Here is a 23,252-nt window from a genome sequence, read left to right as displayed (position 1 = left end):
GAAGCCTCGTCTCGGTCACGGAGACAGGATGCATTAGGCGGTTGGTTTCGATAATCGAGGAAGTGTGGGAAGGATCGTCCGGCAGGACTTGATAATCTGCCGGTCTTCCCCGCCTCAGCCGCCGTTCGGGCGGGGTGTGTTGTCGGCGAGTCGCTTGGCCGTCTCGCGCTCGGCCAGCACCGTCGCCTTGGTGTCGATGGTCGGCACCGCCGACATGCCGGGCCTGAGCAGGCCGGTCAGGCTGTGGTCATCGAGCACGATCTTCACCGGCACGCGTTGCACGATCTTGGTGAAATTTCCGGTGGCGTTATCGGGCGGCAGCAGCGCGAATTCAAGTCCGCTGGCCGGCGAAAGGCTGTCGACGTGACCGCGAAGCGTGCGATTGCGAAAACTGTCGACCTGCAGCTCGACCGGCTGGCCCGCACGCACATGCGTGAGCTGCGTCTCCTTGAAGTTCGCGACGACATAGACCGCATCGAGCGGCACCACCGCCATCAATTGCGTGCCGGCCTGCACATACTGGCCGACGCGTAATGAGCGTGCGCCGACCGTGCCGTCCACCGGTGCGGTGATCTCGGTGTAGGACAGGTTCAGCTCTGCCTGCAGTGCGACCGCGCGGGCGCGGTCGAGCTGCGCCGTGGCCTGGGCGCGCTGGGTGGTGAGCACATCGACCTTGCGCTGTGCGGCCACCAGGCCCGACTTGGCGTGCTGCAATTGCGCGTTGCTGGCGCGCAGTGCCGCATCGGTCTGCTGCGCACGCTGGATCGTGCCGGAGCCCGACTTCATCAGGTCGTCGTAGCGGGCGCGTTCTTCCTGGGCGAATTTCAGATTGGCGTCGGCCGCGGCCACGTCGGCCGTGCTCTGCTCGATGATCGGCTGCTGCAGCTCGAGCTGGGCGTCGATGTTGCGCACCGAGGCTTCGCCGGCGGCGACGTCGGCGCGGGCCTGGTCGAGCGCGGCTTTGAAGTCGCGGTCGTCGATCTTGGCGAGGAGCTGGCCGGCCCGGACCTTCTCGTTGTCGCCAACCAGCACCTTCGCGATGTAGCCGGAAACCTTGGGTGCGATGATGGTGGAATCCGCCTTCACATAGGCGTCGTCGGTGGATTCGAGGTAGCGGCCGGTGCTCAGGTAGTTGTAGCCGAAGTCGCCGGCCGCGGCGATTCCGAGGGCCAGTGCCAAGCCGATGGCCGCCCGCTTGACCGCCTGCCGGGACGGGCGAAAGCTGAGTTTCTGATTGGTTTCAGTGACATAAGAAGCGCTCGACATGGCATCCTCGGAATTCCCAACCGCCCCGATCCGAACGGTGCGCCGTTGATGCCGGCAAGATGCGCTGTCTTCCCGCTTGTGATAATCCCGGAAGAAATGGAAGCATTATCCACCCATAGCGGATAATCCGGAGCCAGACCGATGGACCGCTTCACCAGTCTCACCGCCTTCGTCCGGGTGGTCGAAAATGGCGGATTTTCCGCCGCCGCCCGCCGGCTCAACATGTCCACGACCATGGTGAGCAACCACGTCCAGGCGCTGGAGGACCGGCTCGGGGTTCGTCTGCTGAACCGCACCACGCGAAAAGTGAGCCTCACCGAAATCGGCAAGGCCTATTACGACCGCTCGACCCAGATCCTCGCCGATCTCGAACAAGCCGATGACATCGCCGGCGCGCTGCAATCGACGCCGCGCGGCACGCTGCGCATTCACACCGCCACCCACATGGTGCCGTTCGTCGCGCCCGTGATGGCCGAATTCCTCGCGACCTATCCGGAGGTCAAGGTCGATCTGCGCATGGGCGAGACCAATGTCGACCTGATCGAGGAGGGCTTTGATCTCGCGCTGCGCATGGTCGCGCCGCCGGACTCCAGCCTGATCGTGCGGAGCCTGGCGACCTGGCGGCACGTGCTGTGCTGCTCGCACGGCTATATCGAGGCGCATGGGCGCGTGCAGACGCTCGAAGAACTCGCCGGGCACAATTGCGTACGCCACATCAACTATCCCTTCGACGAGTGGCGCTTCTTCGATCGCAAGGGCACGCCGGCCTCGGTGCGCGTCTCAGGCAATCTGATCACCAATAGCGGCGAAGCGCTGCGCGAGGCCGCGTTGCAGGGCGCCGGCATCAGTCTTGCGGCCGGCTTTCTGGTGGGTGATGACCTCGATGCGGGCCGGCTGGTGCGCCTCCTGCCGGAGTACCGGCCGGTCGAGATGTCGATGAACGCGGTCTATCCGCATCGGCATCATCTGTCGGCGAAGGTCAGGACCTTCATCGACATGCTCGTCCAGCACAGCGCCGAGCAGCAGAAGCTGATCAATCCGTATGCGTGAGACGTCATCGTTCCTCATCCTGAGGAGCGCGGAACGCGCGTCTCGAAGGATGAGGGCCCCGCTGGTGGCCTCGCCCTTCGAGACGCTTGCTTCGCAAGCTCCTCAGGGTGAGGAGGTGGATATGTGCTTGCCTCAAGTGCGGCGGCGGCAGAACTGTAGGGTGGGCAAAGGCGCGAAGCGCTGTGCCCACCATCTTTTCTAATCGGCACCAATGGTGGGCACGCTTCGCTTTGCCCACCCTACAATAGCGTTAGTGTGGCGCGGGCAGCCGCCCAAACACGCTGTCGAGCGCCATGCCGATCCCAAGCAGGCGGCGATCGCTGCCCGCCGGGCCATCCAGCTCAAGTCCGATCGGCAATTTGCTTGTCGCGCCAAGCGCGATCGGGATCTGGACGCCGGGAATGCCGGCATTGCTGCCGGGATCGGTGTTCTGGATGATCAGGCCGAAATTCTCGAGACTGCTGGCGTCCGGGTTGGAGGCAATTGCAACGCGCGGCGTGGTCGGGAAGGCGACGGCGTCGAGCTTGTTGCTGGCAAACGTATTGCCGTAGAGCGCCTGGAGCGCGGGGCGTGCGGTCTTGATCGCGGCGTCATAGATCGGCCTCGCGTCGAACAGCGCGTTGTCGGGTCCGGGCAGTTTTCGCGGGATCACCATGCCATCATAGATGCCTTTCACGTCGGCGCTGGAGATATTCTCTGCCAGCGCCTCGACGCTGAGGCCGGTCCCGGTGTGCTTGAGATAGGCGACCATGTCGTCATAGGCCTCATACAACGCGACGGGAAAGCTGACCTGGCCGTTGAGCTCGGCGAGCTCAGGCATCTCGATCTCGACGACCGTGACGCCCTGCGCCTTCACTTTTGCGATCGCCGCGTGGAACGCGGCTTCCGTATCGGCGTCGAGATTGGTCAGCATCGATCTTGCGATGCCGATCCGCACCTGCTTCAGATCAGCCGGCGTAACCTCGTCGCCGCCGGCGATCACGCGATCGAGCAGCGCGACATCTGCCATCGTCGCGGCCATAGGCCCCGCGGTGTCGCGGGTGTGCGAGATCGGCGCGATGCCAGCTTGCGGATAGCGCCCGACCGTCGGGCGCAACGCGGCGCATCCGTTCAGCGCGGCGGGGACCCGGACCGATCCGCCGGTGTCGGTGCCGAGCCCGCCCGCGACGATCCGCGCGCCGAGCGCGGCGCCCGTGCCGGACGAGGAGCCGCCGGCGATCAGCGTGCGGTCATAAGCGTTGCGCACGCCGAACTCCGCGCCGGTCTTGAACGCGGTGTTGTAGCCGGAGATGCCGAAGGCGAGCTCGTGCATGCTGGTCTTGCCGATGATGACGGCGCCTGCAGCCCGCAGCTTCGCGACTACGGGCGCATCGGCCTTCGGAACGTAGTCCTTCAGTGCCCGTGTGCCGGCGCTGCAGGGCAGTCCCGCGACCTCGATATTGTCCTTGATCACGATGGGCACGCCGCCGAGCGGTTTTGTCTTGTCGCCCGATGCGTCGAACGCAGCCGCGGCCTTCAGGGCGCCCGCCTCGTCCAGCGTGACGAAGGCATTGAGCTCGGCATGGGCTTTGGCGCGGCTCAGTGCTTCCGTCGTGAGTGCGGTGCTCGTGACTTTCCCGGCGCGCAGGTCGACGACGGCCTGACTCAGGGTCAACTGGTCGAAATCCATGATGCGTCATCCGATTGCAGGGGCGCCAACAGGGTGCCGCCTAAAGTCCGGAGGCTGAGGCCTCACTGGTGCCGCGTCAACCGTGGGCGTGCATCTTTTGCGTTACCGACGTCGTCAAATTCGTGAGCAGCCGCGCGACCTCGGGCTTCACCTTGGCGATCGCGGTGTCCTTCACTGGTCCGTAGCCGCGGATCTCCATCGGCGCCTTTGCGACGGCAACGAGGTCGGGTAGATGCGCTGCGTCGAGCTGCCCGAGCATGCGTTCGATCAGGCCTTCATACCAGGCGATCAATTCCCGTTCAGTGCGCCGCTCATCCGTGTAGCCGAACGGATCGAACGGTGTCCCGCGCAATCCCTTCAACCGCGCCAGCATCGCGAGCGGCATCTGGATCCACTGGCCGAAAGCGCGCTTGCGCGGACGGCCGCGTGCGTCAGGTTTTGACGGCAGGAACGGTGGCGCGAGGTGATATTGGACGCGAAAACCGTCCTCGAACTCGCGCTTCAGCTCGCCGAGGAAACCGCTCTGCATGTGCAGACGCGCCACCTCGTATTCGTCCTTGTAGGCCATCAGCTTGAACAGGGCGCGCGCGACCGCCTCGGTCAGCACCTCACTGCTCAGAGCGGCTTCGGCCCGGCGGACCCTCGCGACGGTCGCCCGATAGCGCATCGCATAGGCGGCGTCTTGATAGGCGGCGAGGAAATCGGCGCGGCGATCGATGATCTGATCGAGCGTCTCGGCTTCGGGCGCCTCGTCGCCCCCCGGCAAAAATTCCGGATCGGCTACGGCGATCCGGCCCCAGGCAAGGGCCTGCTTGTTGCGCTCGACCGCGACGCCGTTGAGCTCGATCGCGCGCAGCAGCGCCGGCAGCGCGACCGGAATCAGCCCGCGCTGCCAGGCGAAACCGAGCATGATGATGTTGGCATAGACGGCATCGCCGAGCAGCCGCTCGGCGAGCGCGTTGGCGTTGATGGTGTCGAGATTGTCGTTGCCAATGACTTGCCGGATCGCGCGCAGGCGGGCAGGCGAGGCGAGATCGGCGTCGCGGAAGCGGACGACGTCGCCGGTCGGCATCTCCGCGGTGTTGACCGCGGCGCGCATGCCGCGGCGATAGGTGCCGGACGCCTTAGGTGAGGAACTGACGACGAGGTCGCAGCCGATCAGCGCGTCGGCCGCGCCCTGGTCGATGCGGACCTGGTGCAGCGCGTCCGGACTTGACGCAAGGCGGATGAAGCTCAGCACGGGACCAAATTTCTGTGCAAAGCCGGTGAAATCCAGCACGGAGACGCCACGCCGCTCCAGATGCGCGGCCATGCCGATCAGCGCGCCGACCGTGATCACGCCGGTGCCGCCGACGCCGGTCACGAGCAAATCGTAGGGACGATCGAGCGTGGCGGGAGCGGGCAGGGGAAGCGTAGCCGCGCGACCGACTACGTCGATCTCGCTCGCACTCTTCTTCCGGCGCGTCGCGCCTTCGACGGTGACGAAGCTCGGGCAGAAGCCGTTGAGGCAGGAAAAATCCTTGTTGCAGGACGAGAGATTGATCTGGCGCTTGCGACCGAACGGCGTCTCCCTCGGCTCGACACTGAGGCAGTTGGATTCGACCGAGCAGTCGCCGCAGCCTTCGCAGACGAGATCGTTGATATAGGCAAAGCGCCTTGGGTCGGCCATCTGTCCGCGTTTGCGCCGGCGACGCTTCTCGGTGGCGCAGGTCTGTTGATAGATCAGGACAGAGACGCCGGAAATGTCTCGCAGCTCGCGCTGCACGGCGTCCATTTCCTCGCGAGGATGGATGGTCACGCCGATCGGCAGGTCTGCCGGCAAGAACTGCGCGGGATCGTCCGACACCAGCGCGATGCGCCCCACGCCTTCGGCGCGAACGCTGTGGGCGATAGCATGCACGCTGATGGGACCGTCGACCGGCTGGCCGCCGGTCATCGCCACGGCATCGTTGAACAGGATCTTGTAGGTGATGTTGGCCCTGGCGGCGATCGCCTGCCGGATCGCCATCGAGCCGGAGTGGTAGTAGGTGCCTTCGCCGAGATTCTGGAACACGTGCTTGTGGCCGGTGAAGCGAGACGACGCCGCCCAGTTGACGCCTTCGCCGCCCATCTGGATCAGCGAGGAGGTCTCGCGGTCCATCCAGCTCGCCATGAAATGGCAGCCGATGCCGGCCAGTGCCTTTGAGCCTTCCGGCACCTTCGTCGACGTGTTGTGCGGACATCCGGAGCAGAAATACGGCGTGCGCGTCGCACCGCTGACGTTGATCGCGCGCGCGGCCTCGGGCATCAAGCCGGCCGCGCGTGCGGCGAGATTGAGGCCTGGGAACATCGGATCGAGCCGGCGTGCGAGCACGCCAGCAAGCGCACGCGGCGACAATTCGCCGATCCAGGAGATCAGCCGCGCCCCTCGCTCGTCGTGCTTGCCGACCATGCGCTCGGGCTTTGAGCCTGGATAGTCGTAAAAATATTCCTTGAACTGGCTCTCGATGATGCCGCGCTTTTCCTCGACCACGAGGATCTCGCGCTTGCCCTTCACGAAGTCCATCGCGTCATGCAGCGCCAGCGGCCAGACCATGCCGACCTTGTAGACGTCGATCCCGATGTTGCGGCAGGCCGCTTCATCGAGGCCCATCAGCCGCAGGGCCTCCATCAGGTCGAGATGCGCCTTGCCCGTCGTGACGATGCCGTATGTGGCGTTGGGAATATCGTAGATGTGGCGATCGATCGGATTGGCTTTTGCAAAGGCGTAAACCGCGTGCTTCTTCGCCTCCAGCCGCTCCTCGATCTGGGGGCCCGGCAGGTCGGGCCAGCGATAGTGCAGGCCACCCGGCGGCGGAGTGAAATCGGGCGTGTTGAAGACGCGTGGCGGGCGCAGCGCGACGGATGCGCCTGACTCCACGATTTCCGAAATCGCCTTGAAGCCGACCCACATGCCGGAGAAGCGGCTCAGCGCGTAACCATATTCGCCGAATTCGAGATATTCGCTGACGCTTGCGGGGTGCAGCGTCGGCATGAACCAGCTCATGAAGGCGACATCGGACTGGTGCGGCATCGAGGAGGAGACGCAGCCATGGTCGTCGCCGGCGACGACCAGCACGCCGCCACGCGGCGAGGAGCCATAGGCGTTGCCGTGCTTGAGGGCGTCGCCGGAGCGATCGACGCCGGGGCCCTTGCCGTACCAGAGCCCGAACACGCCATCGACTTCGCGATCTGCCTGCGTCTCGACCTGCTGCGAGCCGAGCACTGCCGTTGCCGCGAGGTCCTCGTTCACCGCAGGGAGAAATTCGATGCGATCCCGCTTGAGCCGCTCCTGGATGCGCCAGAGCTCGAGATCGACGCCGCCGAGCGGCGAGCCGCGATAGCCGGAGATGAAGCCGGCGGTGTTCAGCCCGGCGGCGCGGTCGCGCCGCGCCTGGTCGAGCGTGATGCGGACGATGGCCTGCGTGCCCGTGAGGAAGACGCGGCCCTCCTCGCGGTCGTAGCGGTCTGAGAGCTCGTAGCTGTCGAGTGATGGAACGGCGTCCATGGCGGACCTCGTGCGGCATCCTGCCTGATGACGGTAGGGTATGCCGGGGAGGCTGGTAGGTCTTGCCTATTCACCCTGTCTTGATCGATAATTCGGTAAAATTTTGCGGAAAATGGCATGATTCGGTAGAAGTTACCGAATCGGGGGCTTCCATGATTGAAGAGCAGGACGCGCGGATTCTCGCCCATCTCCAGACGGACGGCCGCGCCACTAACCAGCAGCTCGCCGACGAGGTCGGCATGTCCACCTCGGCGTGCTGGCGCCGGGTGCGTGCGCTGGAGGAGGCCGGCGTCATCCAGGGCTATGCCGCGCTGATCGCGCGCGAGCAGGCGGGCTTTGCGATGTCAGCCATCCTGCATGTCTCGCTGGAGCGGCACGATGCCAAATTCGTCGACGAGTTCGTCGCGCGGGTGACCACGCGGCGCGAAGTGCTGGAGTGTTTCGCGACCACGGGCGACGCCGACTATCATTTGCGCGTCGTCGTGCAGGACATGGCGGCCTACAACAGGTTCCTCGACGAGTTCATGTTCCGCATTCCCGGCATCCGCTACGTGCGCAGCAACGTGGTGCTGAAGGAGATCAAGACGAGTGTGGCGCTGCCGTTTTGATTGCGCGGGAAGTGCCGTAGGGTAGGCAAAGGCGCATAGCGCCGTGCCCACCATCTCGCCTCGATTTGCGAAGGTGGTGGGCACGCTTCGCTTTGCCCACCCTACGGCACCGTTGATCTCGCGGCGTATACAACTCTATCTCCTCACCCTGAGGAGGCCGCGCAGCGGCCGTCTCGAAGGGCGAGGCCGAGAGCCGGGCCTTCATCCTTCGAGACGCTTGCTTCGCAAGCTCCTCAGGATGAGGACTACCGTTGCTCCCGCACAAACCTGTTCCGCAACGTCCCCACGCCCGTGATGTCGATCTCCACCACGTCGCCGTGCCCGATGTCAGGCGAGGCGCCGTCCGTGCCCATCCAGATCACGTCGCCGGGCCACAGCGTGAAGTACTTGGTCAGCTCGACCAGGAACGGCACGACGCCGAAGATCATGTCGTTGGTGTAGAAGCGGTTGGTCTCCTTGCCGTTGACCCGGACGACGGTTTCCATTTTCGCCAGATTGGCCTCGGTTTCGATCCACGGGCCCATCGGCTTGAACGTGTCGGCATTCTTCGAGCGCCACAGGCTGCGGTCGGCCTTCTGCCAGCTGCGTTCGCTGACGTCGTTGCCGATGGTGTAGCCGAACACGCAATCCATCGCATTCTGCTTGGTGAGATGCTTCACCTTCTTGCCGATCACGACGACGAGCTCGCCTTCATAGTGGATCTTGTCCGTCGCAAAGGACGGGATCACGACGTCCTCGTCATGCGCGATCAGCGCGTTCTGGGCGCGGTAGCCGATCTCGGGTCTATCAGGGACGGCCGGCACCTCGCCGCGCTTGTCGGCGGCTTCCTTCAGGTGCTTCAGATAGTTCAAGCCCACGCAATAGAAGGTGCGCGGGATCAGCGGCAGCTCGATCCGAACCTGCGCCAGCGGATGCGTGCGCGAGGTGCGCTGCCATTCGCCAAAGGGATCGCCGTCGACCGCGATCACCTGGTCGCCCTCGGCAATTCCCCAGGAGGTCTTGTCCGAGGCAGTGAATTTCAGCCAGCGCATGTCGGATCCTCCAGTTATTCCGCGGCATCGCGCGGCTGTACCTTCCAGGCGCCGGCCACGGGCCGCTTCAGCCCGAGATTTTCCCGCAGCGTTTTGCCGCGATAGTCCTTCTGGAACAGGCCGCGGCGCTGCAATTCCGGTACGATATGTTGCACGAAATCGGCGTAGGAACCGGGCACATAGGTCGCGGCGATGACGAACCCATCACAGCCACGCTCGACGAACATCTCTTCCAGCCTGTCTGCGATCTCCTTGGGACCGCCGACCATGGCGTCGTGGACCTGGCCGCGGCCGGAGAAGGTGACGAAGTCGCGCGCGCTCGGATTGCTCTTGCCGGAATTCTTCAGCACACCGTCGCGGAGGCCCAGAATGCCCTGCATGCTCTTCAGATCGTCCGTCGTCAAAGGCTCGTCGAGGTCCTTGGAGGCGAAATCGTAGTTGAGCGCTTCGGCCAGCAGCGACAGCGCGTCGATCTCGAGCGGCAGTTTGTTGATCAGCGCCATCTTGTCCTCAGCCTCGGCCCTGGTCGCGGCGCAGACCGGCGTCGTCAAATTGCAAAGGCGCATCTGATCGGGATCGCGGCCAGCCTTGGCTGCCTCGTTTCGAACGGCGGCATAACCTTCCTTGGCACCAGCGAGATTGCGCGCAGCCGTGAAGATCACCTCACCCCAATGGCCGGCAAAGCGTTGGCCGCGGCCGGATGCGCCGGCCTGGATGATGACGGGATGGCCCTGGTCCGAGCGCGGCACGGTGAAGGGTCCGCGGGACTTGAAGGCCGCCCCCTTGTGATCGAGCCGCTTCACCTTGGCCGGATCGGCAAAACGGCCGCTCTTTTTGTCCATGATGAGCGCGCCGTCTTCCCAAGTGTCCCAATGCCCGAGCACGACTTCCATGAATTCGTCGGCGCGGTCGTAGCGCGAATCATGTTCGGGATGGGAATCGCGACCCATGTTGAGGGCCTCGCCGTCATTGAGCGAGGTGACGACGTTCCAGCCCGCGCGCCCGCCGGACATCAAATCGAGGGTCGCGAAGCGGCGGGCGACGTCGAAGGGCTCGTAATAGGTGGTCGAGCAAGTGGCGCCGAGGCCGAGCTTGTCGGTGACCATGCCCATCGTGGTCAGCACGATCAGCGGATCCATCTTCACGCAGCGGATGCCGTATTCGACGGTGTGGGCATGATCGTTGCCGTAGCGGTCCGGCATCGCCAGCCGATCGTCGAAGAACGCCATGTGGAACTTGCCGGCTTCGAGGATTTTCGCGATCTCTTGATAATAGTCCGCCGACATCGAATCGTCGCGCGAGTCCGGATGCCGCCACGAGCTCGGCAAATTCGTGCAGTTCTGCGCCTGGAGGAAGCCGACCAGTACCATCTGCCGCGTCATGCTGTTCTCCCAAATTCCGTCAGGCCAGATCAAGGACGGTGTCGAGCCGGTACTCGCCCGCCAGCGCGCGCAGCTTTTCCCAGGTCGCATCCTCGATCTCGATGCCGTCGCGCAGGCGTTGCTGCTCGCGCAACCCCTCGATCTCGCCGGGATAGTACACGCCCTTGCTCCCTTCGGAGGGTGGCGTCGATTTCAGATAGCGCGCGAATTCGGCGACCTCGCGCTTGAAATCCTTCAGCGGACGGAACGCGGCGACGTTGAACACGGCCATGAAGCAGCCGTCATTGTGACGTCCGGTCGGTTCGACGCCGAAGCCGAGGCCGGTGAGCAGGCCGCACAGCACCTCGACCATCGCGGCGAGACCGCTGCCCTTGTAGCCCTCGGTGCCGCCGAGCGGCAGCAGCGCGCCGCCCTTGCGATATTGCGTGGGGTCGGTGGTGTGCCGTCCCTCGGCATCGATGATCCAGCCCGTCGGAATCTCCTCGCCGCGGGCGACCGCGAGCTGGATCTTGCCGGCCGCAACCGCCGAGGTTGCCATGTCGAGATAGAACGGCGCGTCGAGATCGGACGGCACCGCGATCGAGATCGGGTTGGTGCCGAGCCGCGCCTCCTTGCCGCCGAACGGCGCCACGTGCTTCGGCGAGCGGCCGGAATCCGCCGTCGCAATCCCGATCATGCCTTCGCGCATCGCCATCAACGGATAGGCGGCGAGGCGGCCGACATGGCTTTGCCGGAACACGGTGCAGGCGGCGACGTTCGCCGTCTTCGCCTTCTCGATCGTCAGCGCCATCGCCTTGGCGTTGACGTGGAAGCCGAACCCCCACTGGCCGTCGATCACGGTCGTGGTCGGCGATTCCTGGACGATGGTCCATTTGGCGCCGGGCACGATGTGGCCGGCCTTGATGCGATCGATGTAGGTCGGAACCGCGATCACGCCGTGAGAGTCGTGACCGGCGAGGTTGGCGTTGACGCAGCCTGTGGCCACCGCATCGGCCTCTTCGTCGGAAGCTCCGGCGGCGCGGAGCAGCGCGGCGCTGATGAGCGTGAGGCGGTCGGTCTTGACGACGGGCATGGCGTTCCCTCGGCATTGTGCCCTTAACGGGCTGCTTGTTGGGAGCCATCGTCTCAAAGCGTGGGAGCGATATCAATCTCCCGTAAACCAATACAGGGCTGCAAAATCGTAAAGAGAGCGCGCCTTTCGTCGAAGAATCCTCCCGTGCGGCGGCATTCCCGACAGTTTGGCGCCGGCCGTTCGCAGCTCGTTCACTTTGATCGAGGGTTTGCAGCGCGCAATAACGACCACTTAGGCCGTCGCCGTTCATAAAGCACCCGGGAGAATTAGGCAGAAATGCCCGGGAGCTGAGACCGTGCAGACGACCCTCGCGCGCACCTTTGCAGCGTTGAGCGCCATCAACGAAGCGATCCTTTACGCGAAATCGCCGGACGAGCTGTACCAGAAGGTCTGCGACGCCGGGTTTTCGAGCGGAAACTTTTTGGCCGTTGCGGTTTTCCTGGTGGGGCCGGATGGCCGGCGGCTGTGCTTTGCGGCCGGTTGCGGCGATGACGTTGCGCGGCTGCGTTCGCTCGAGATCACGACCGACTCCGTCACGCCCGAGGGAGCGGGTGTCGGCGGCGAAGCCTTTCGCAATCAGAAGCTGAGCATCAGCAACGATTACCTGAATGATCCTCGCTCGCTGGCGTGGCGCGAGGGCGCAGCCAAGGCCCACATCGGCGCGGCGGCTGCGCTGCCGCTGCTCTGCAGCGGTAAGAGCGTCGGCGTGCTGTATGTGACCCGCAGGGAAGCCGGCTCGCTGAACGAGCAGATGGTGTCGCTGTTCGAGCGGATGTCGGCCAACATCTCCTATGCGCTCGACAATTTCGCGCGCGAGACCGCGCGGCAGACCAGCGAGCTCGCGACGCGGCGGCTCAACCGCATGTTTGGCGCGCTCAGCGCTACCAACGAAGCCATCCTGCGTGCGAAGACCGAGCGGGAATTGTATCAGCTCGTGTGCGACGCCTCGGTGCACGGCGGCAAGTCGCTGGCGACCTTCGTTCTGCTGAAGGAGCAGGACTCGCATTGGCTGAAGCCTGTCGCCGGCACCGGCGAGAATCTGGAGATCGTGGCCCGGACCCACTACTCCGTCGACCCCGAGAATCCCTATGGTCGCGGCATTTCCGGCGAGGTGTTTCGAACCCAGAAGCCCCATGTCGAACGCGATCTCGCGCGTCGCACCAGGGGAACGCCGTGGGAGCAGGCCAATCTCAACACGGGTGTTGCCGCCTGCATCGCGGCCCCCCTGATCCGGAACGGCGAGAGCATCGGCGTCATCCTGTCCTTCCTCAGCAAGTCCTGGGCGAAGGACGAGGGGGTCGTCGCACTCATGCTGCGCATCGCCGAGAACGTCTGCTTCGCGATCGACAATTTCGACCGTGAGGCCGAGAAGGCGCGGATCGCCGAGGAGGAAGACCGCCTGGCGCGCATGTACGCGGCGCTGAGCGCGACCAATGAGGCGATCCTGCGCGCACGCTCGCGGGCCGAGCTGTTCGACCTCGTTTGCGAAGCGACGGCGAAAGGCGCCAAGTTCACCTCGGCCAACATCGCGCTCGTCGATCACGATGCCGAGCTGCTTCGCGTCGTTGCTTGCTACGGGCCGAACGCGGATATGGTCCGAAATTTCAAATTCTCCACGTCCGACCAGGTGCCTGAAGGCCGAGGGCTGACGGGAACCGCTTTCCGCACGCGCCAGCCTTGCATCAGCAATGATGTGCAGTCCGACGACCGGATCGCGCCCTGGGCGGCCAACGCTCGTCGGAACGGCATCGGCTCCTCCGCGGCGCTGCCGCTGTTCAATGGCGACAGCGTCGAAGGCGTCTTCCTCTTCAACTCGCCGGAACGCGGCACGTTCACGCCCGAATTCGTCGAGCTGCTGCAACGGCTCCAGGCCAATGTCGCCTTCGCGCTCGAGAACTTCGATCGCGCCGACGAGAAGGCGAAGGCCGAAATGCAGCGCAACCGTCTTCGGGGCATGTTGGAGGCGCTGAGCGCGACCAACGAAGCGATCATGCGCGTGAAGTCCCGCGCCGAGTTGTTCGAAGCCGTGTGCGAGGCCGCCGTGCTCGGCGGCACGTTCACGTCTGCCACCATCGCCATGGTCGATCCGACGGGGCGCTATCTCGACATCGTCGTCACCAAGGGCGAGTGTCGCAGTCACGTCGAGAACTGGCGTTTCGGAACGTCTGCCGACGAGCCCGAAGGACGCGGGCTCGCCGGCACCGCATTTCGCACCAAGGCCCCTTGCGTCGCGAACGAGCTCCTCACGGACGTTCGTGCGACGCACTGGCGTCGCATCGCGCGGGATCAAGGGACGAAATCCGGCGGCTGCTTCCCGCTGCTGAAGAACGGCACCGATGCCGTCGGCGTCCTTCTGTTCCTTTCGCCGGACGAAGGCACATTCACGCCCGACCTCATCCAGTTGCTGGGGCGCCTCGCGGAGAACGTCTCTTTTGCGCTCGACAATTTCGCCCGGGCCGAGGAGCGGTCACGGGCCGAGGCGCAGAAGGAGCGCCTGACGCGCATGTTCGCCGCGCTGAGCGCCACCAATGAGGCGATCGTGCGGGCCAAGTCGCGCACCGAGCTGTTCGAGCTGGTGTGTCAGGCCGCGTCCACCGGCGGCAAGTTCACCTCGACGACCATTGCGCTCGCCAAGGCCGACAGCGACCAGCTCGCGATCGTCGCGGCCGCAGGGCCGTCCGCCGAGACCACGAGGAACGTTCGTCTCTCCATCGACGCCGACCGGCCCGAGGGGCGCGGCATGAGCGGCACCGCGTTCCGCACCCGGCAGCCCTGTGTCAGCAACGACTATGTCAACGACAGCCGTGTGAGCGCCTTCCACGCCGTCCTGCAAGGCGACGGCGCGCGCTCCGGCGCGGCGTTCCCGTTGATCACGCACGATCAGCCCGTCGGCGTCATGATCTACATGTCGACCGAGCAGGAGACTTTCACGGCCGAGTTCGTCGAGCTGTTGCAGCGCCTCGCCGACAACGTCTCCTTCGCGATGGAGAATTTCGATCGCGCCGACGAGAAGAACGAGGCCGACGAGCGGATCGAATACCTCGCCTCGCATGACAGCCTGACCGACCTGCCGAACCGCGAGACCTTCAACGGGCTGTTGCGGGAGGCGATCGACGAAGCTCAGCGCCACGATCACCGCTTCGCGGTGTTGTTCATCGATCTCGACCGCTTCAAGGTCATCAACGATTCGCTCGGCCATGAGGCCGGCGATCTGCTCCTGCTCGAAGTGGGGAGCCGGCTGCGCGGCGCGCTGCGGGAAACCGACGTTGTCGCACGCCTCGGCGGCGACGAGTTCGTGGTGATCCTCGACCAGTGCGGTGAGATCGACGACGTCCAGCGCATCGCGACCGGACTGCTCGTGGCGCTCGCCGAGCCCATGGAGCTGGCCGGCCACGAGTGCCACACCACGGCCTCGATCGGCATCGCGATGTATCCGGCCAACGGCTCCGACGTTCAGACGCTGACCAAGAACGCCGACATGGCGATGTATCTCGCCAAGGAAGACGGCAAGAACGGCTATCGCTTCTTCTCCAAGGAGGTGAAGACGCAGTCGATCGAGCGGCTGTCGCTCGAGAGCGCGTTGCGCCGGGCGCTGGAGCGCGAGCAGTTCTCGCTGAACTACCAGCCCAAGGTGGACATGGAGACCGGCCAGATCACCGGCGTGGAAGCGCTGCTGCGCTGGACGCACCCGGATCTCGGCAGCATCTCGCCGGCGCAATTCATTCCGCTTGCGGAAGAGACCGGGTTGATCGTTCCGATCGGCCGCTGGGTCGTGAAAGAGGCTTGCGCGCAGGCCATGGCCTGGCAGCGCCGCGGTCTGTTGCCGGTGTCGATGGCGGTCAACCTGTCGCCGCGACAGTTTGTCGACGAACATCTGTTGCAGGACGTCGACGAGGCGCTGGCGGCCTCCGGCATGTCGCCGGTGCTGCTCCAGCTCGAGGTCACCGAGAGCATGATGATGCGCAATGTCGGTCGCGCGCTGAAGGTGCTCGACGCCATCCAGAGCCGCGGCATCCGCCTCGCCATCGACGATTTCGGCACCGGCTATTCGTCGATGTCGCTGATGAAGCATTTTCCGATCGACACCATCAAGATCGACCGCTCCTTCGTGCGCGACCTGCCGCAGGATTCGGAGGACCAGGCGATCGCGCAGGCGATCATCAGCATGGGCAAGGCGCTCGGCATGACCGTGGTCGCCGAAGGTGTCGAGAACGCCGAGCAGGAGGCGTTCCTGCGCGCCCATGGCTGCGACGAGATGCAGGGCTTCCTCATCTCCAAACCGGTGCCGGCGCGGCAGATGGCCGAGCTGCTGCGGCCGATGGAGCTGCCTGTCGCGCCGCCGCTCCAGCCGGAGCCTGACCTCGCTGCGACCGAAGCCGCGGCGTTACGGCTGAAACGCGCTGTCATCTGACGGCTGCGGGTGCAGCTCGCGGACGTTGTCTTGCTTGATGTCCGCTTTGCGCGGAAAATCATCCGGCCAGGGCTGCGAGGTTTGCTCGGCGAACAGCTCGAGGAGGGCATGCGCACCTTCGGCAAAGCTCGAGCCGTCGCCGAGGCCCAGCTCACAACACCACACCTGTCGCATCGGCTCGTGCGCGTCGACCACCGCCATCGCCGGTCCCCACCACCAGGCCGGTGCGGGCGAGCGTTCGTCCTCCGGCACGGCGTGCCATAGGACGAGCTCGTCCATCACGCGCTCGAATTGCAGGCTTGCGGCCTGATGCATTCGCTCCGTGCTCCCTGGGCCGCGCCTGAAAGCAGGCCGATGCCCGGACTCGATCGTGGCCTTCGCTGTGAAGAACAGGCTCGCGCTATTGGCGGAGCCTCACATGCCGCTTCCATTGGCGGCCATAAGAGCAACATGCGGCGGTCGGGACATGCGCCGCCGCCGGCTGTGATCATCTCTTTAGCCGCTCGGGGGCCCGACCGGCAAGCCGTAATACGGGTGTCTAGCGCGTCCTGAGCGGATGCGCTGTCTGGTGCCAGGCCCAGGCAGTCCGGATCACCGTCTTTAGATCGGAATGGCGCGGCACGAAGTTCAGCACTTTTCGCGCGGCGGAGGCATCGGCGACCAGATAAGTGGGATCGCCGGCGCGACGCGGCTTCATGGTGTGCGGCACCTCGCGGCCGGTCTCCTGCCTGATGGCGTTCAGGATCTCGCGGACCGAAAAGCCGGAACCGGTGCCGAGATTGAAGCTGCCGCCGGCATGTCCCGTTTCCAGGAGCTTCAGTGCTGCGACATGCGCCGCAGCGAGGTCGGTGACGTGGATGTAGTCGCGGATCGCGGTGCCGTCGGGCGTGTCGTAATCGTCGCCGAACACGGCGAAGTCGACATGGCCCTGGAGCGCCATCATGGCGCGCGGAATGAGATGCGTTTCGTTGTCACGCAACTCGCCGATGCCGCCGGCCTGGTCGGCGCCGCTGGCGTTGAAATAGCGCAGGCAGAACGCGCCGAAGCCATAGGCTGCGCGATAATCGGCGAGCATGCGCTCGATCATCCATTTCGACGCGCCGTAGGGATTGATCGGTGCGCAGGGGAAGTCCTCCGGCAGCTCCTTGGAATCGGCGTTGCCGTAGACGGCGCCGGTCGAGGAGAACACGATGCGCTGGCAGCCTGCGTTGCGCATCGCCTGCAGCAGCGACAGCGTGCCCTGGACGTTGTTGATGTAGTATTTCTGCGGGTCGGTCATGGACTCGCCGACGAGGCTTGCCGCCGCGAAATGCATCACCGCCGTGACCTTGTGGTCGGCGAAGGCGCGCGCCAGCGCGGCGCCGTCGAGCAGGTCGCCCGTCACCAGCGGACCCGCGACGAAGCTGCGATGACCTGTCGAGAGATTGTCATAAACGACGGGCTGATAGCCGGCGGCAGACAGTGCGCGGCAGGCATGCGAGCCAATATAGCCCGCGCCCCCGGTGACGAGGACGGTCGGTCGGTCGGTCATGTCGTCTTCTACTCTTCTCTCAGCGATTGGAAGGCCGTTTGCGGCTGAAGAGAAGATAGAGCGCGCGAGGGTTGGTGGTCAAATAGCGCCAGAGCAGGCGGCGTGGCTCGAGCATTGTGCGCCAGGCCCATTCGAGCCCGATCTTCTGCATCCATTGCGGCGCGCGGGACCGGCTGCCCGATAAAAAGTTGAACAAGCCGCCGGATGTCTTGATAACGCCAACATTGGTCAGCAGCGGCGTGTATTGCTCGACGAATGCCTGCTCGTTGGGCACGCCGAGCGCGACCCAGAGGTAATCCGGCGCGAGCGCGTTGATCTCCTCGACTTTCGCGCGCAGGGCGTCGCCGCGCAGATAGCCGTGGCTGTACCCGACGATCTTGAGGTTTGGATACAGCTGCTGGACATTCGCGACCGCCGCGGCGTTCTCTTCCTCGCTGGCACCGAACATGTAGAAAGTGCGGCCGACGGCTTCGGCCTTGCGCGCGACCACGTGGAACAAATCGGTGGTGGCGACGCGCTCCGGCAGCGGAAACCAGGATTGCAGCTTTGACGCCGCGACCAGGGGCTGGCCATCGGCGTTGATGAGGTCGGCGCCGCGGAACAGGCGTTCGGTCTCCGGTTCGGTCGAGCAGCGCGCCAACACCTCGCCATTGGCCGAGGTCAGGTGCAGCGGACGGCCGATGCGATTGTCAGGATCGGTCGCCTCGATCATGAAATCGGCAGTTGCTTCCAGGTCGAGCGCGGCCATGCGAAGGCCGCCGATAGTGATCCGCGGCACGTCGGCGGTTGCGGCCCGGCCGTCCAGATTGACGCGGCGCTCAAGCATATTGTCTGCCTCGCTGGCGCGCTTGAGTTGCGGGGGTGAGCTCGTCGAGCACGACGCCGACGAGCTTGCGCTCGGCGCGGCCGAGCGTGTTCAGGATTTCTTCCAGGCCGTCGTTGATGTCGAGGCTGGTCGGCAGCACCGCCACCAGCGCGTCGGCGTCGTCGAGCAGCTTGCGGCTGGCCGCACCAAGCGGCGTCACGGGGCCGTCGAGGATCACGAGATCGTAGCCGCCGGCGGCGCGCGCCTGCTCGATGGCCTTGCGCATGGCTTCAGTCGCCTTGCCGGCATCGCCGTCGGCGGCCGGCAGCACCGAGATGCCGTTGACCGTCTTGATCTCGCGCGAGGCCTTGCTGCCGATCGAGAGCCAGCCGAGTCGGCTCGGCTCGCTCTTGCCGGGGCGGCTCACCTTGTTGGAGAGCGAGTGTGCCTGATGGTCGGCATCGATCATCAGCACGCGGGCGCCGTCGCGCGCGGCCGCGAGTGCGAAATTCAGCGCGGTCACGCTGCGCCCGGTGGTCTCGCCCGCGCCGACGAGCGCGATGACCGGCATGGCCTTGCCGCCGGCACGCCGGGCCACAGCAGTGCGCATGTCGCGCCAGGCGTTGAGCAGCGTCGTCAGCGGAAAGCCGGGGCGCAGCGTCGGCCAGCCAAGCCGGGTCAGATCGACACCGCCGCCGGTGGCGAGGATGGCGCCGAGCGTGTGAATGACGTCGGCCTCCTGGAGGCGCGCGATCAGCGGCTTTCCGATCAGCGTATTTTCGTCCATCTCCGGCTGCAGCGATGGCGCGGCGAGCTCCGGTAGAGATTGCGCAATTTCCGGAGCTCGCGGAGCCGGCTGCGGCTGGGCTACCTCCGGTGTCCGTGAAACCTCCGGCGCGCGCGGAGGCCGCGGTGCCGGCGTGCGCTCACGACGGGCCGGTGTGGGCGCTGCCGGCGCGGTCGCACCGGCGGACAGCAGCTCGGCCGCGACGAACCAGCTTGCAGCAGCGAGCGCGCCGAAGATGAAGCCGATCATGGCGAACATGCTCATCGCCGGCGGGAACGAGCGCCGCTGCGGCACGGTGGCTTCGCCGATGACGCGGGCCGCCGAGGTGTTCAGGGTCTCCTGCTCCTCGGTCTCGCGCGAGCGCTTGAGGAAGGATTGATAGACGTCGCGGCTGGCATCGGCCTCGCGTTCGAGCTCGCGCAGGCGCACGGCGGCCTGGCTCAGCTGGACGCTCTGCCGCTTCTGCGCTTCCAGCGCCCGGTTGAGCGAGGCTTCAAAGTCGCGGGCGCGCGTCAGATCGTTCTTGGCGGACTGCGCGAAGCGATCGATCTCTTCGTTGATGGTGCGCTTGAGATCCTCGACCTGCTTCTCGGTCTGGCGCAGCGCCGGATGCCGCGGGCCTAGCTCGCCGGCCTGCTCCGCATACTTCTTGCGCGCGTCGGCATATTGCGCGCGCAGGTTCGCGATGGTCGGCGATTGCAGCGCTTCCGAATTCGCGCCGGCATCGGCAGCGGTGCGCCGGCTCGCCTCGATCTGGTCGAGCCGCGCCTGTGCGTCCATCGTCGCCGCGCGGGCCGCGGAAAGCCGCTGGTTGCTGGCGGAGAGCTGCTGGTCGCTGATCAGCGCGTCCTGGGTGCCGACGAAATTGTTCTGGGCCTTGTAGGTGGCGAGCGCGGTCTCGGCACTGCGCAGCCGCTCGCGCAACTCCTTGAGGCGGCCGGAGAGATCGTTGGTGGCGCGCCGCGCGGCCGAAGCCTGCGAGTTGCGGGATTCGGCGAGGTAGGCATTTGTCAGCGTGTTGGCGAGCATCGCCGCTTTCGCCGGATCGGTCGACCAGACCTCGATGTCGACGATGAAGCTCTTCTCGGTCTTGCGGACCGTGATGTGCCTGTTCAGCGCGTCGAGCGCCGCGAGCTGCACTTCCTTCGTCTCCGCGGCGGAGGGCGCGCGGGGCTGAAGGCCGATCAGGCCGAGCAGCGACGACAGCAGGCTCCTGGCATCACCGCCGCCGCCGAATTCGGGATCCTTGTCCAGATTGGCCTGCTGGATCACCTGGAGCAGCACGCTGTTCGAGGTAATCAGGCGCGCCTGGCTCTCCACCACCATGGCCATGCCGGAGACGTCCTGGGCACGCGGCGTGAGCTCGCGATCGACGAGCTGAAGCTCGCGCGGGTCGACATAGAGCTGGGCGGTGGCGGTGTAGCGGGGCGTCACGCTCTTGCCCGCGGTGACGGCAAGCGTCGCGCCGAGGAGCGCGGCAGCGGCAATCGCGATCTTCCGCCGCCAGAGCAGATTGACGAGCTCCAGCACGTTGAAGCCGGCTTGAGACCTCTGCTGCGGGGCCTCCGGTCCGGCCCGATCTATCGGCTGGTTGTAGTCAAGCATAGTCCCCAGCTTTCATTCCAACGACCGCGGGCTGAGGGGTTACTCTTCGCTTTACGCCACGCACCCGGGATATAGGTGCCCAATCAACGCAACAGGGAAAATTAACCATACTCATTGAGGGACTATTCACCGAAATGGCAAACAAAGCGTTTAAGCGCATGCCACTCTTCGACGCGTCGCGGTGACGCTGAGGTCCCCAAGGAATTAACGGTTCGTTACCGCGCGCAGCGAGGCCGCCAGGCTTCGCTCGTCCTGCGATGGACCGCGCGCGTGTCATGATTGTCAGCGCTTCCGTAGGATGACGTGGTAATCGCCGCGGCGAACGTCGATCCTGTCCGGCAGCACGGCGTTCATCACGGCGGCGCCGGCATCGACCAGAGCGGCGAACAGCGGCTTGCGCCGGCGCATCTCGGGATAGCGCGGACTCTCGACCTCGCGGCGGTAGATCGTCTCGAGGCCGTTGGCCGCGGCGAATGCTTCGAGCCGCGGCAGCGTCACCAGCGGATGGAAGAAGGTCGGGAACGGCGGCTCGCCGGGCAGGCCGGCATCCTTGATGCCGCGGATATTCCGGTAGAACCAGACATGAAACCAGTGCGGCGAGTATTTGGTGACGACGCCCGACAGCGAGCGCGGATTGGGTGCGCCGATCAGGATCATTCCGCCGGGCTTGAGCGCGTCGCGGAAATTCAGGAGCGCGGCATCGACATGGGGCAGATGCTCGATCACGTTGTAGCAGATCACCAGATCGAAGGTTTCGCGTCCAAAGCTGTAAGTCTGCACGTCGCCGAGGATCGCCTCGTCCGCGTAGGTGTTGTTGCGGACCTGGTCCTCGTCGATGTCGACGACGGTGACCTTGCTGCGGTTGAGCAGTTCCGGTGGCAGGACGCTGCACGAGCCGCCGCCGGCCTCGTAGGTGGCGAGCTGGCCCTGCGGCAGCTCGCGGCGTAGCACGTCGTGGACGGCGAGCAGGCTGTCGCGGGCTTCGCCGGGGACCAGATCGTGCAGCGCCTGGGTGCGTGCACCGGCCGCTGGGATTTGAATCGCCGTGGCTGTCGCGAAATCGATCGAGGCTGGCTTGTTCATTTTTTCTGACCGCGCTTGTTCGACTCAAATTTACAGGAAAAATCTCGCATGCCCGAAGAGCAAATCCGATGCCGCGCCGCTTCACCGGTCGCGGTGCTTACGGTCGGGTTAATGCGGGCAGGCGTTAACTACGGCATTGTCCATGTTGCGCTGTCGTGCGCGTGATGGACTGCGAATTGCACTATCACGTATGCGGGGACTTGCAGGAGAAACGCGCAAAAGCGGTTAAGCGTATGAAGGGCGGGAGATCCGCGGCGTTGCGCCGTCGCGAGCCTCGGGCCCGCCGTTCATTTTGGGACTGATCTGTCCCGCGGCGATGTGCCGTCGCAGGACAGCGCCGATTACTGCGTGATTGACGCAGGGCTTTTTCAATACATATCGGACATCTAGGATGCCATGACGCTGATCCCGACAGACCTTTCCGCCAGCCGGATCTCGGATGCCGTGCGCGATCCCAACCGGGAGATCGCGGCGAGCTCCCGCGTCATCGACCTGTCGGTCGGCATCGTCGTCTGCATTCCCTGCTTCCGCCGCCCGCACCATCTGCGGCTGACACTGGACTCGCTCGTGAGCCAGCGCACCCCGCGCTCCTTCGCGGTGGTCATGGTCGAGAACGACGCGGCGGGGCGCGAAAGCGCGCCGGTTGCCGCGGAGTATCTGGCCGACGGCCGGCTCCAGGGCGTTTGCCTGGTCGAGAAGCGGCAGGGCAATTGCCAGGCGATCAACGCCGCCTTCGAGACGGCGCAGGCGCTGTTTCCCGCCGCGACCCGCTTCCTGATGATCGACGACGACGAGATCGCTTCGCCCGACTGGCTCGAGCTGATGGTTCGCACCGCGGAGGCGACCGGCGCCGACGTGGTCGGCGGGCCGGTGCTGCCGGTCTTCGACGACGACAGCAAGCCCTGGCTCGCACATCATCCCGCCTTCTGCCCCGCCTATGATTACAGCGGCGCGGTGCCGCTGATCTATGGCTGTGGCAACTGCCTGATCACGCGTGCGGCGTTCGAGCGGTTCGATCGTCCCGCGTTCGACCTGCGCTTCAATTTCCTCGGCGGCGGCGATTGCGATTTCTTCGTGCGGTGCCGCGATGCCGGCATGATCTTCCACTGGACGGCTGAGGCGGTCATCACCGAGACCGTGCCGCAAAGCCGCACCAGCCTCGGCTGGATCGCCAAGCGCGGCCTGCGTATTGGCGCTATCAATTATCGCGTGCAGTACAAGGCCGCACAGGGCGCGGGCGCGCGGGCGCGAGTGTTCGCGCAGATGCTCGGACGGCTGCCGCTGTCGCTGGCGCGTTCCGCTCGTCTTCTCGCGACATCGAAGGCCGTCGTCGCCATGCATCCCGCGCTGGTCGCGCTTGGCTCCATGCTCGCAGCATTCGGCTTCGCACCGAAGCCCTACGAAGCGTCGAAAATCGTATCTTGAC

Annotated in this window: 15 protein-coding genes; 4 read left to right on the top strand and 11 right to left on the bottom strand. The window is 65.3% G+C overall.

What is annotated here, in order from left to right; genetic code table 11:
• Positions 1-114 precede the first annotated feature (114 nt).
• Positions 115-1,266, bottom strand: a complete 1,152-nt coding sequence (locus AB7290_RS37860; RefSeq protein ID WP_085403409.1) for an HlyD family secretion protein — start codon at positions 1,264-1,266, stop codon at positions 115-117.
• Positions 1,267-1,407: 141 nt separating this feature from the next.
• Here AB7290_RS37860 and AB7290_RS37855 point away from each other — a divergent pair, with 141 nt between their 5' ends.
• A complete protein-coding gene (locus AB7290_RS37855; RefSeq protein WP_085403408.1) occupies positions 1,408-2,316 on the top strand; it encodes a LysR family transcriptional regulator in 909 nt (302 codons plus the stop codon).
• 250 nt (positions 2,317-2,566) lie between these two features.
• Here the strand turns inward: AB7290_RS37855 and iaaH are convergent, their stop codons facing one another.
• Complete coding sequence (gene iaaH, locus AB7290_RS37850; protein ID WP_085403407.1) at positions 2,567-3,985, bottom strand: indoleacetamide hydrolase; 1,419 nt, start codon at positions 3,983-3,985, stop codon at positions 2,567-2,569.
• Between the two features lie 76 nt (positions 3,986-4,061).
• On the bottom strand, positions 4,062-7,511 hold the full coding sequence (locus AB7290_RS37845) for an indolepyruvate ferredoxin oxidoreductase family protein (protein ID WP_085403406.1): 3,450 nt from the start codon (positions 7,509-7,511) through the stop codon (positions 4,062-4,064).
• A 152-nt stretch (positions 7,512-7,663) separates the two neighbouring features.
• Between AB7290_RS37845 and AB7290_RS37840 the strand changes: the two genes are divergently transcribed.
• Positions 7,664-8,119: an Lrp/AsnC family transcriptional regulator gene (locus tag AB7290_RS37840; protein WP_014491864.1), complete on the top strand. Its 456-nt coding sequence runs from the start codon at positions 7,664-7,666 to the stop codon at positions 8,117-8,119.
• 245 nt (positions 8,120-8,364) lie between these two features.
• Here AB7290_RS37840 and AB7290_RS37835 read toward each other — a convergent pair whose 3' ends face one another.
• The 3 genes from AB7290_RS37835 to AB7290_RS37825 are packed head-to-tail and all read right to left on the bottom strand — an operon-like array spanning position 8,365 to position 11,604.
• Positions 8,365-9,150: a fumarylacetoacetate hydrolase family protein gene (locus AB7290_RS37835; RefSeq protein WP_085403405.1), complete on the bottom strand. Its 786-nt coding sequence runs from the start codon at positions 9,148-9,150 to the stop codon at positions 8,365-8,367.
• Positions 9,151-9,164: 14 nt separating this feature from the next.
• Positions 9,165-10,532 (bottom strand): LLM class flavin-dependent oxidoreductase, encoded by a 1,368-nt coding sequence (locus AB7290_RS37830; protein WP_085403404.1) that lies wholly within the window; start codon positions 10,530-10,532, stop codon positions 9,165-9,167.
• A gap of 19 nt (positions 10,533-10,551) precedes the next feature.
• On the bottom strand, positions 10,552-11,604 hold the full coding sequence (locus tag AB7290_RS37825) for an Ldh family oxidoreductase (RefSeq protein WP_085403403.1): 1,053 nt from the start codon (positions 11,602-11,604) through the stop codon (positions 10,552-10,554).
• 295 nt (positions 11,605-11,899) lie between these two features.
• On the opposite strand from AB7290_RS37825, the gene AB7290_RS37820 reads away from it, so the two are divergent.
• Positions 11,900-16,015: a bifunctional diguanylate cyclase/phosphodiesterase gene (locus AB7290_RS37820; protein ID WP_085403402.1), complete on the top strand. Its 4,116-nt coding sequence runs from the start codon at positions 11,900-11,902 to the stop codon at positions 16,013-16,015.
• On the opposite strand, the gene AB7290_RS37815 is transcribed toward AB7290_RS37820, so the two are convergent.
• From AB7290_RS37815 to AB7290_RS37795, 5 genes are all read right to left on the bottom strand, one after another.
• Positions 15,989-16,330, bottom strand: a complete 342-nt coding sequence (locus AB7290_RS37815; protein ID WP_063985656.1) for a hypothetical protein — start codon at positions 16,328-16,330, stop codon at positions 15,989-15,991. The two genes, AB7290_RS37820 and AB7290_RS37815, sit on opposite strands and share 27 nt — an antisense overlap.
• Positions 16,331-16,553: 223 nt before the next feature.
• Positions 16,554-17,546 (bottom strand): UDP-glucose 4-epimerase GalE, encoded by a 993-nt coding sequence (gene galE / locus AB7290_RS37810; RefSeq protein ID WP_085403401.1) that lies wholly within the window; start codon positions 17,544-17,546, stop codon positions 16,554-16,556.
• A 19-nt stretch (positions 17,547-17,565) separates the two neighbouring features.
• Positions 17,566-18,372 (bottom strand): WecB/TagA/CpsF family glycosyltransferase, encoded by an 807-nt coding sequence (locus AB7290_RS37805; RefSeq protein WP_085403400.1) that lies wholly within the window; start codon positions 18,370-18,372, stop codon positions 17,566-17,568.
• Entirely contained in the window at positions 18,365-20,743 is a 2,379-nt protein-coding gene (locus AB7290_RS37800; RefSeq protein ID WP_085403399.1) for an exopolysaccharide transport family protein, read from the bottom strand. The genes AB7290_RS37805 and AB7290_RS37800 overlap by 8 nt, the downstream gene beginning before the upstream one ends.
• A gap of 282 nt (positions 20,744-21,025) precedes the next feature.
• Positions 21,026-21,826: a class I SAM-dependent methyltransferase gene (locus AB7290_RS37795; protein WP_085403398.1), complete on the bottom strand. Its 801-nt coding sequence runs from the start codon at positions 21,824-21,826 to the stop codon at positions 21,026-21,028.
• A gap of 396 nt (positions 21,827-22,222) precedes the next feature.
• Between AB7290_RS37795 and AB7290_RS37790 the strand changes: the two genes are divergently transcribed.
• On the top strand, positions 22,223-23,251 hold the full coding sequence (locus tag AB7290_RS37790) for a glycosyltransferase family 2 protein (RefSeq protein ID WP_085403397.1): 1,029 nt from the start codon (positions 22,223-22,225) through the stop codon (positions 23,249-23,251).
• The last annotated feature ends 1 nt before the right edge of the window (position 23,252 follow it).

It is taken from the genome of Bradyrhizobium sp. 613_E4_N2_2 (genome assembly GCF_052075995.1).
GTDB classification, from domain to species: Bacteria; Pseudomonadota; Alphaproteobacteria; order Rhizobiales; family Xanthobacteraceae; genus Bradyrhizobium; species Bradyrhizobium barranii.
Note: the sequence above shows the minus strand (reverse complement) of the source record. Positions and strands in the feature narration are given on the sequence as shown.

Excerpts from the sequence above, each read along its gene's own strand:
- AB7290_RS37815 (WP_063985656.1), bottom strand. The coding sequence starts at position 16,330 with ATGCATCAGGCCGCAAGCCTGCAATTCGAGCGCGTGATGGACGAGCTC.
- AB7290_RS37860 (WP_085403409.1), bottom strand. The coding sequence starts at position 1,266 with ATGTCGAGCGCTTCTTATGTCACTGAAACCAATCAGAAACTCAGCTTT.
- AB7290_RS37795 (WP_085403398.1), bottom strand. The coding sequence starts at position 21,826 with ATGAACAAGCCAGCCTCGATCGATTTCGCGACAGCCACGGCGATTCAA.
- AB7290_RS37835 (WP_085403405.1), bottom strand. The coding sequence starts at position 9,150 with ATGCGCTGGCTGAAATTCACTGCCTCGGACAAGACCTCCTGGGGAATT.
- galE (WP_085403401.1), bottom strand. The coding sequence starts at position 17,546 with ATGACCGACCGACCGACCGTCCTCGTCACCGGGGGCGCGGGCTATATT.
- AB7290_RS37790 (WP_085403397.1), top strand. The coding sequence starts at position 22,223 with ATGACGCTGATCCCGACAGACCTTTCCGCCAGCCGGATCTCGGATGCC.
- AB7290_RS37845 (WP_085403406.1), bottom strand. The coding sequence starts at position 7,511 with ATGGACGCCGTTCCATCACTCGACAGCTACGAGCTCTCAGACCGCTAC.
- AB7290_RS37825 (WP_085403403.1), bottom strand. The coding sequence starts at position 11,604 with ATGCCCGTCGTCAAGACCGACCGCCTCACGCTCATCAGCGCCGCGCTG.
- AB7290_RS37800 (WP_085403399.1), bottom strand. The coding sequence starts at position 20,743 with ATGCTTGACTACAACCAGCCGATAGATCGGGCCGGACCGGAGGCCCCG.
- AB7290_RS37840 (WP_014491864.1), top strand. The coding sequence starts at position 7,664 with ATGATTGAAGAGCAGGACGCGCGGATTCTCGCCCATCTCCAGACGGAC.
- AB7290_RS37830 (WP_085403404.1), bottom strand. The coding sequence starts at position 10,532 with ATGACGCGGCAGATGGTACTGGTCGGCTTCCTCCAGGCGCAGAACTGC.
- iaaH (WP_085403407.1), bottom strand. The coding sequence starts at position 3,985 with ATGGATTTCGACCAGTTGACCCTGAGTCAGGCCGTCGTCGACCTGCGC.
- AB7290_RS37805 (WP_085403400.1), bottom strand. The coding sequence starts at position 18,372 with ATGCTTGAGCGCCGCGTCAATCTGGACGGCCGGGCCGCAACCGCCGAC.
- AB7290_RS37855 (WP_085403408.1), top strand. The coding sequence starts at position 1,408 with ATGGACCGCTTCACCAGTCTCACCGCCTTCGTCCGGGTGGTCGAAAAT.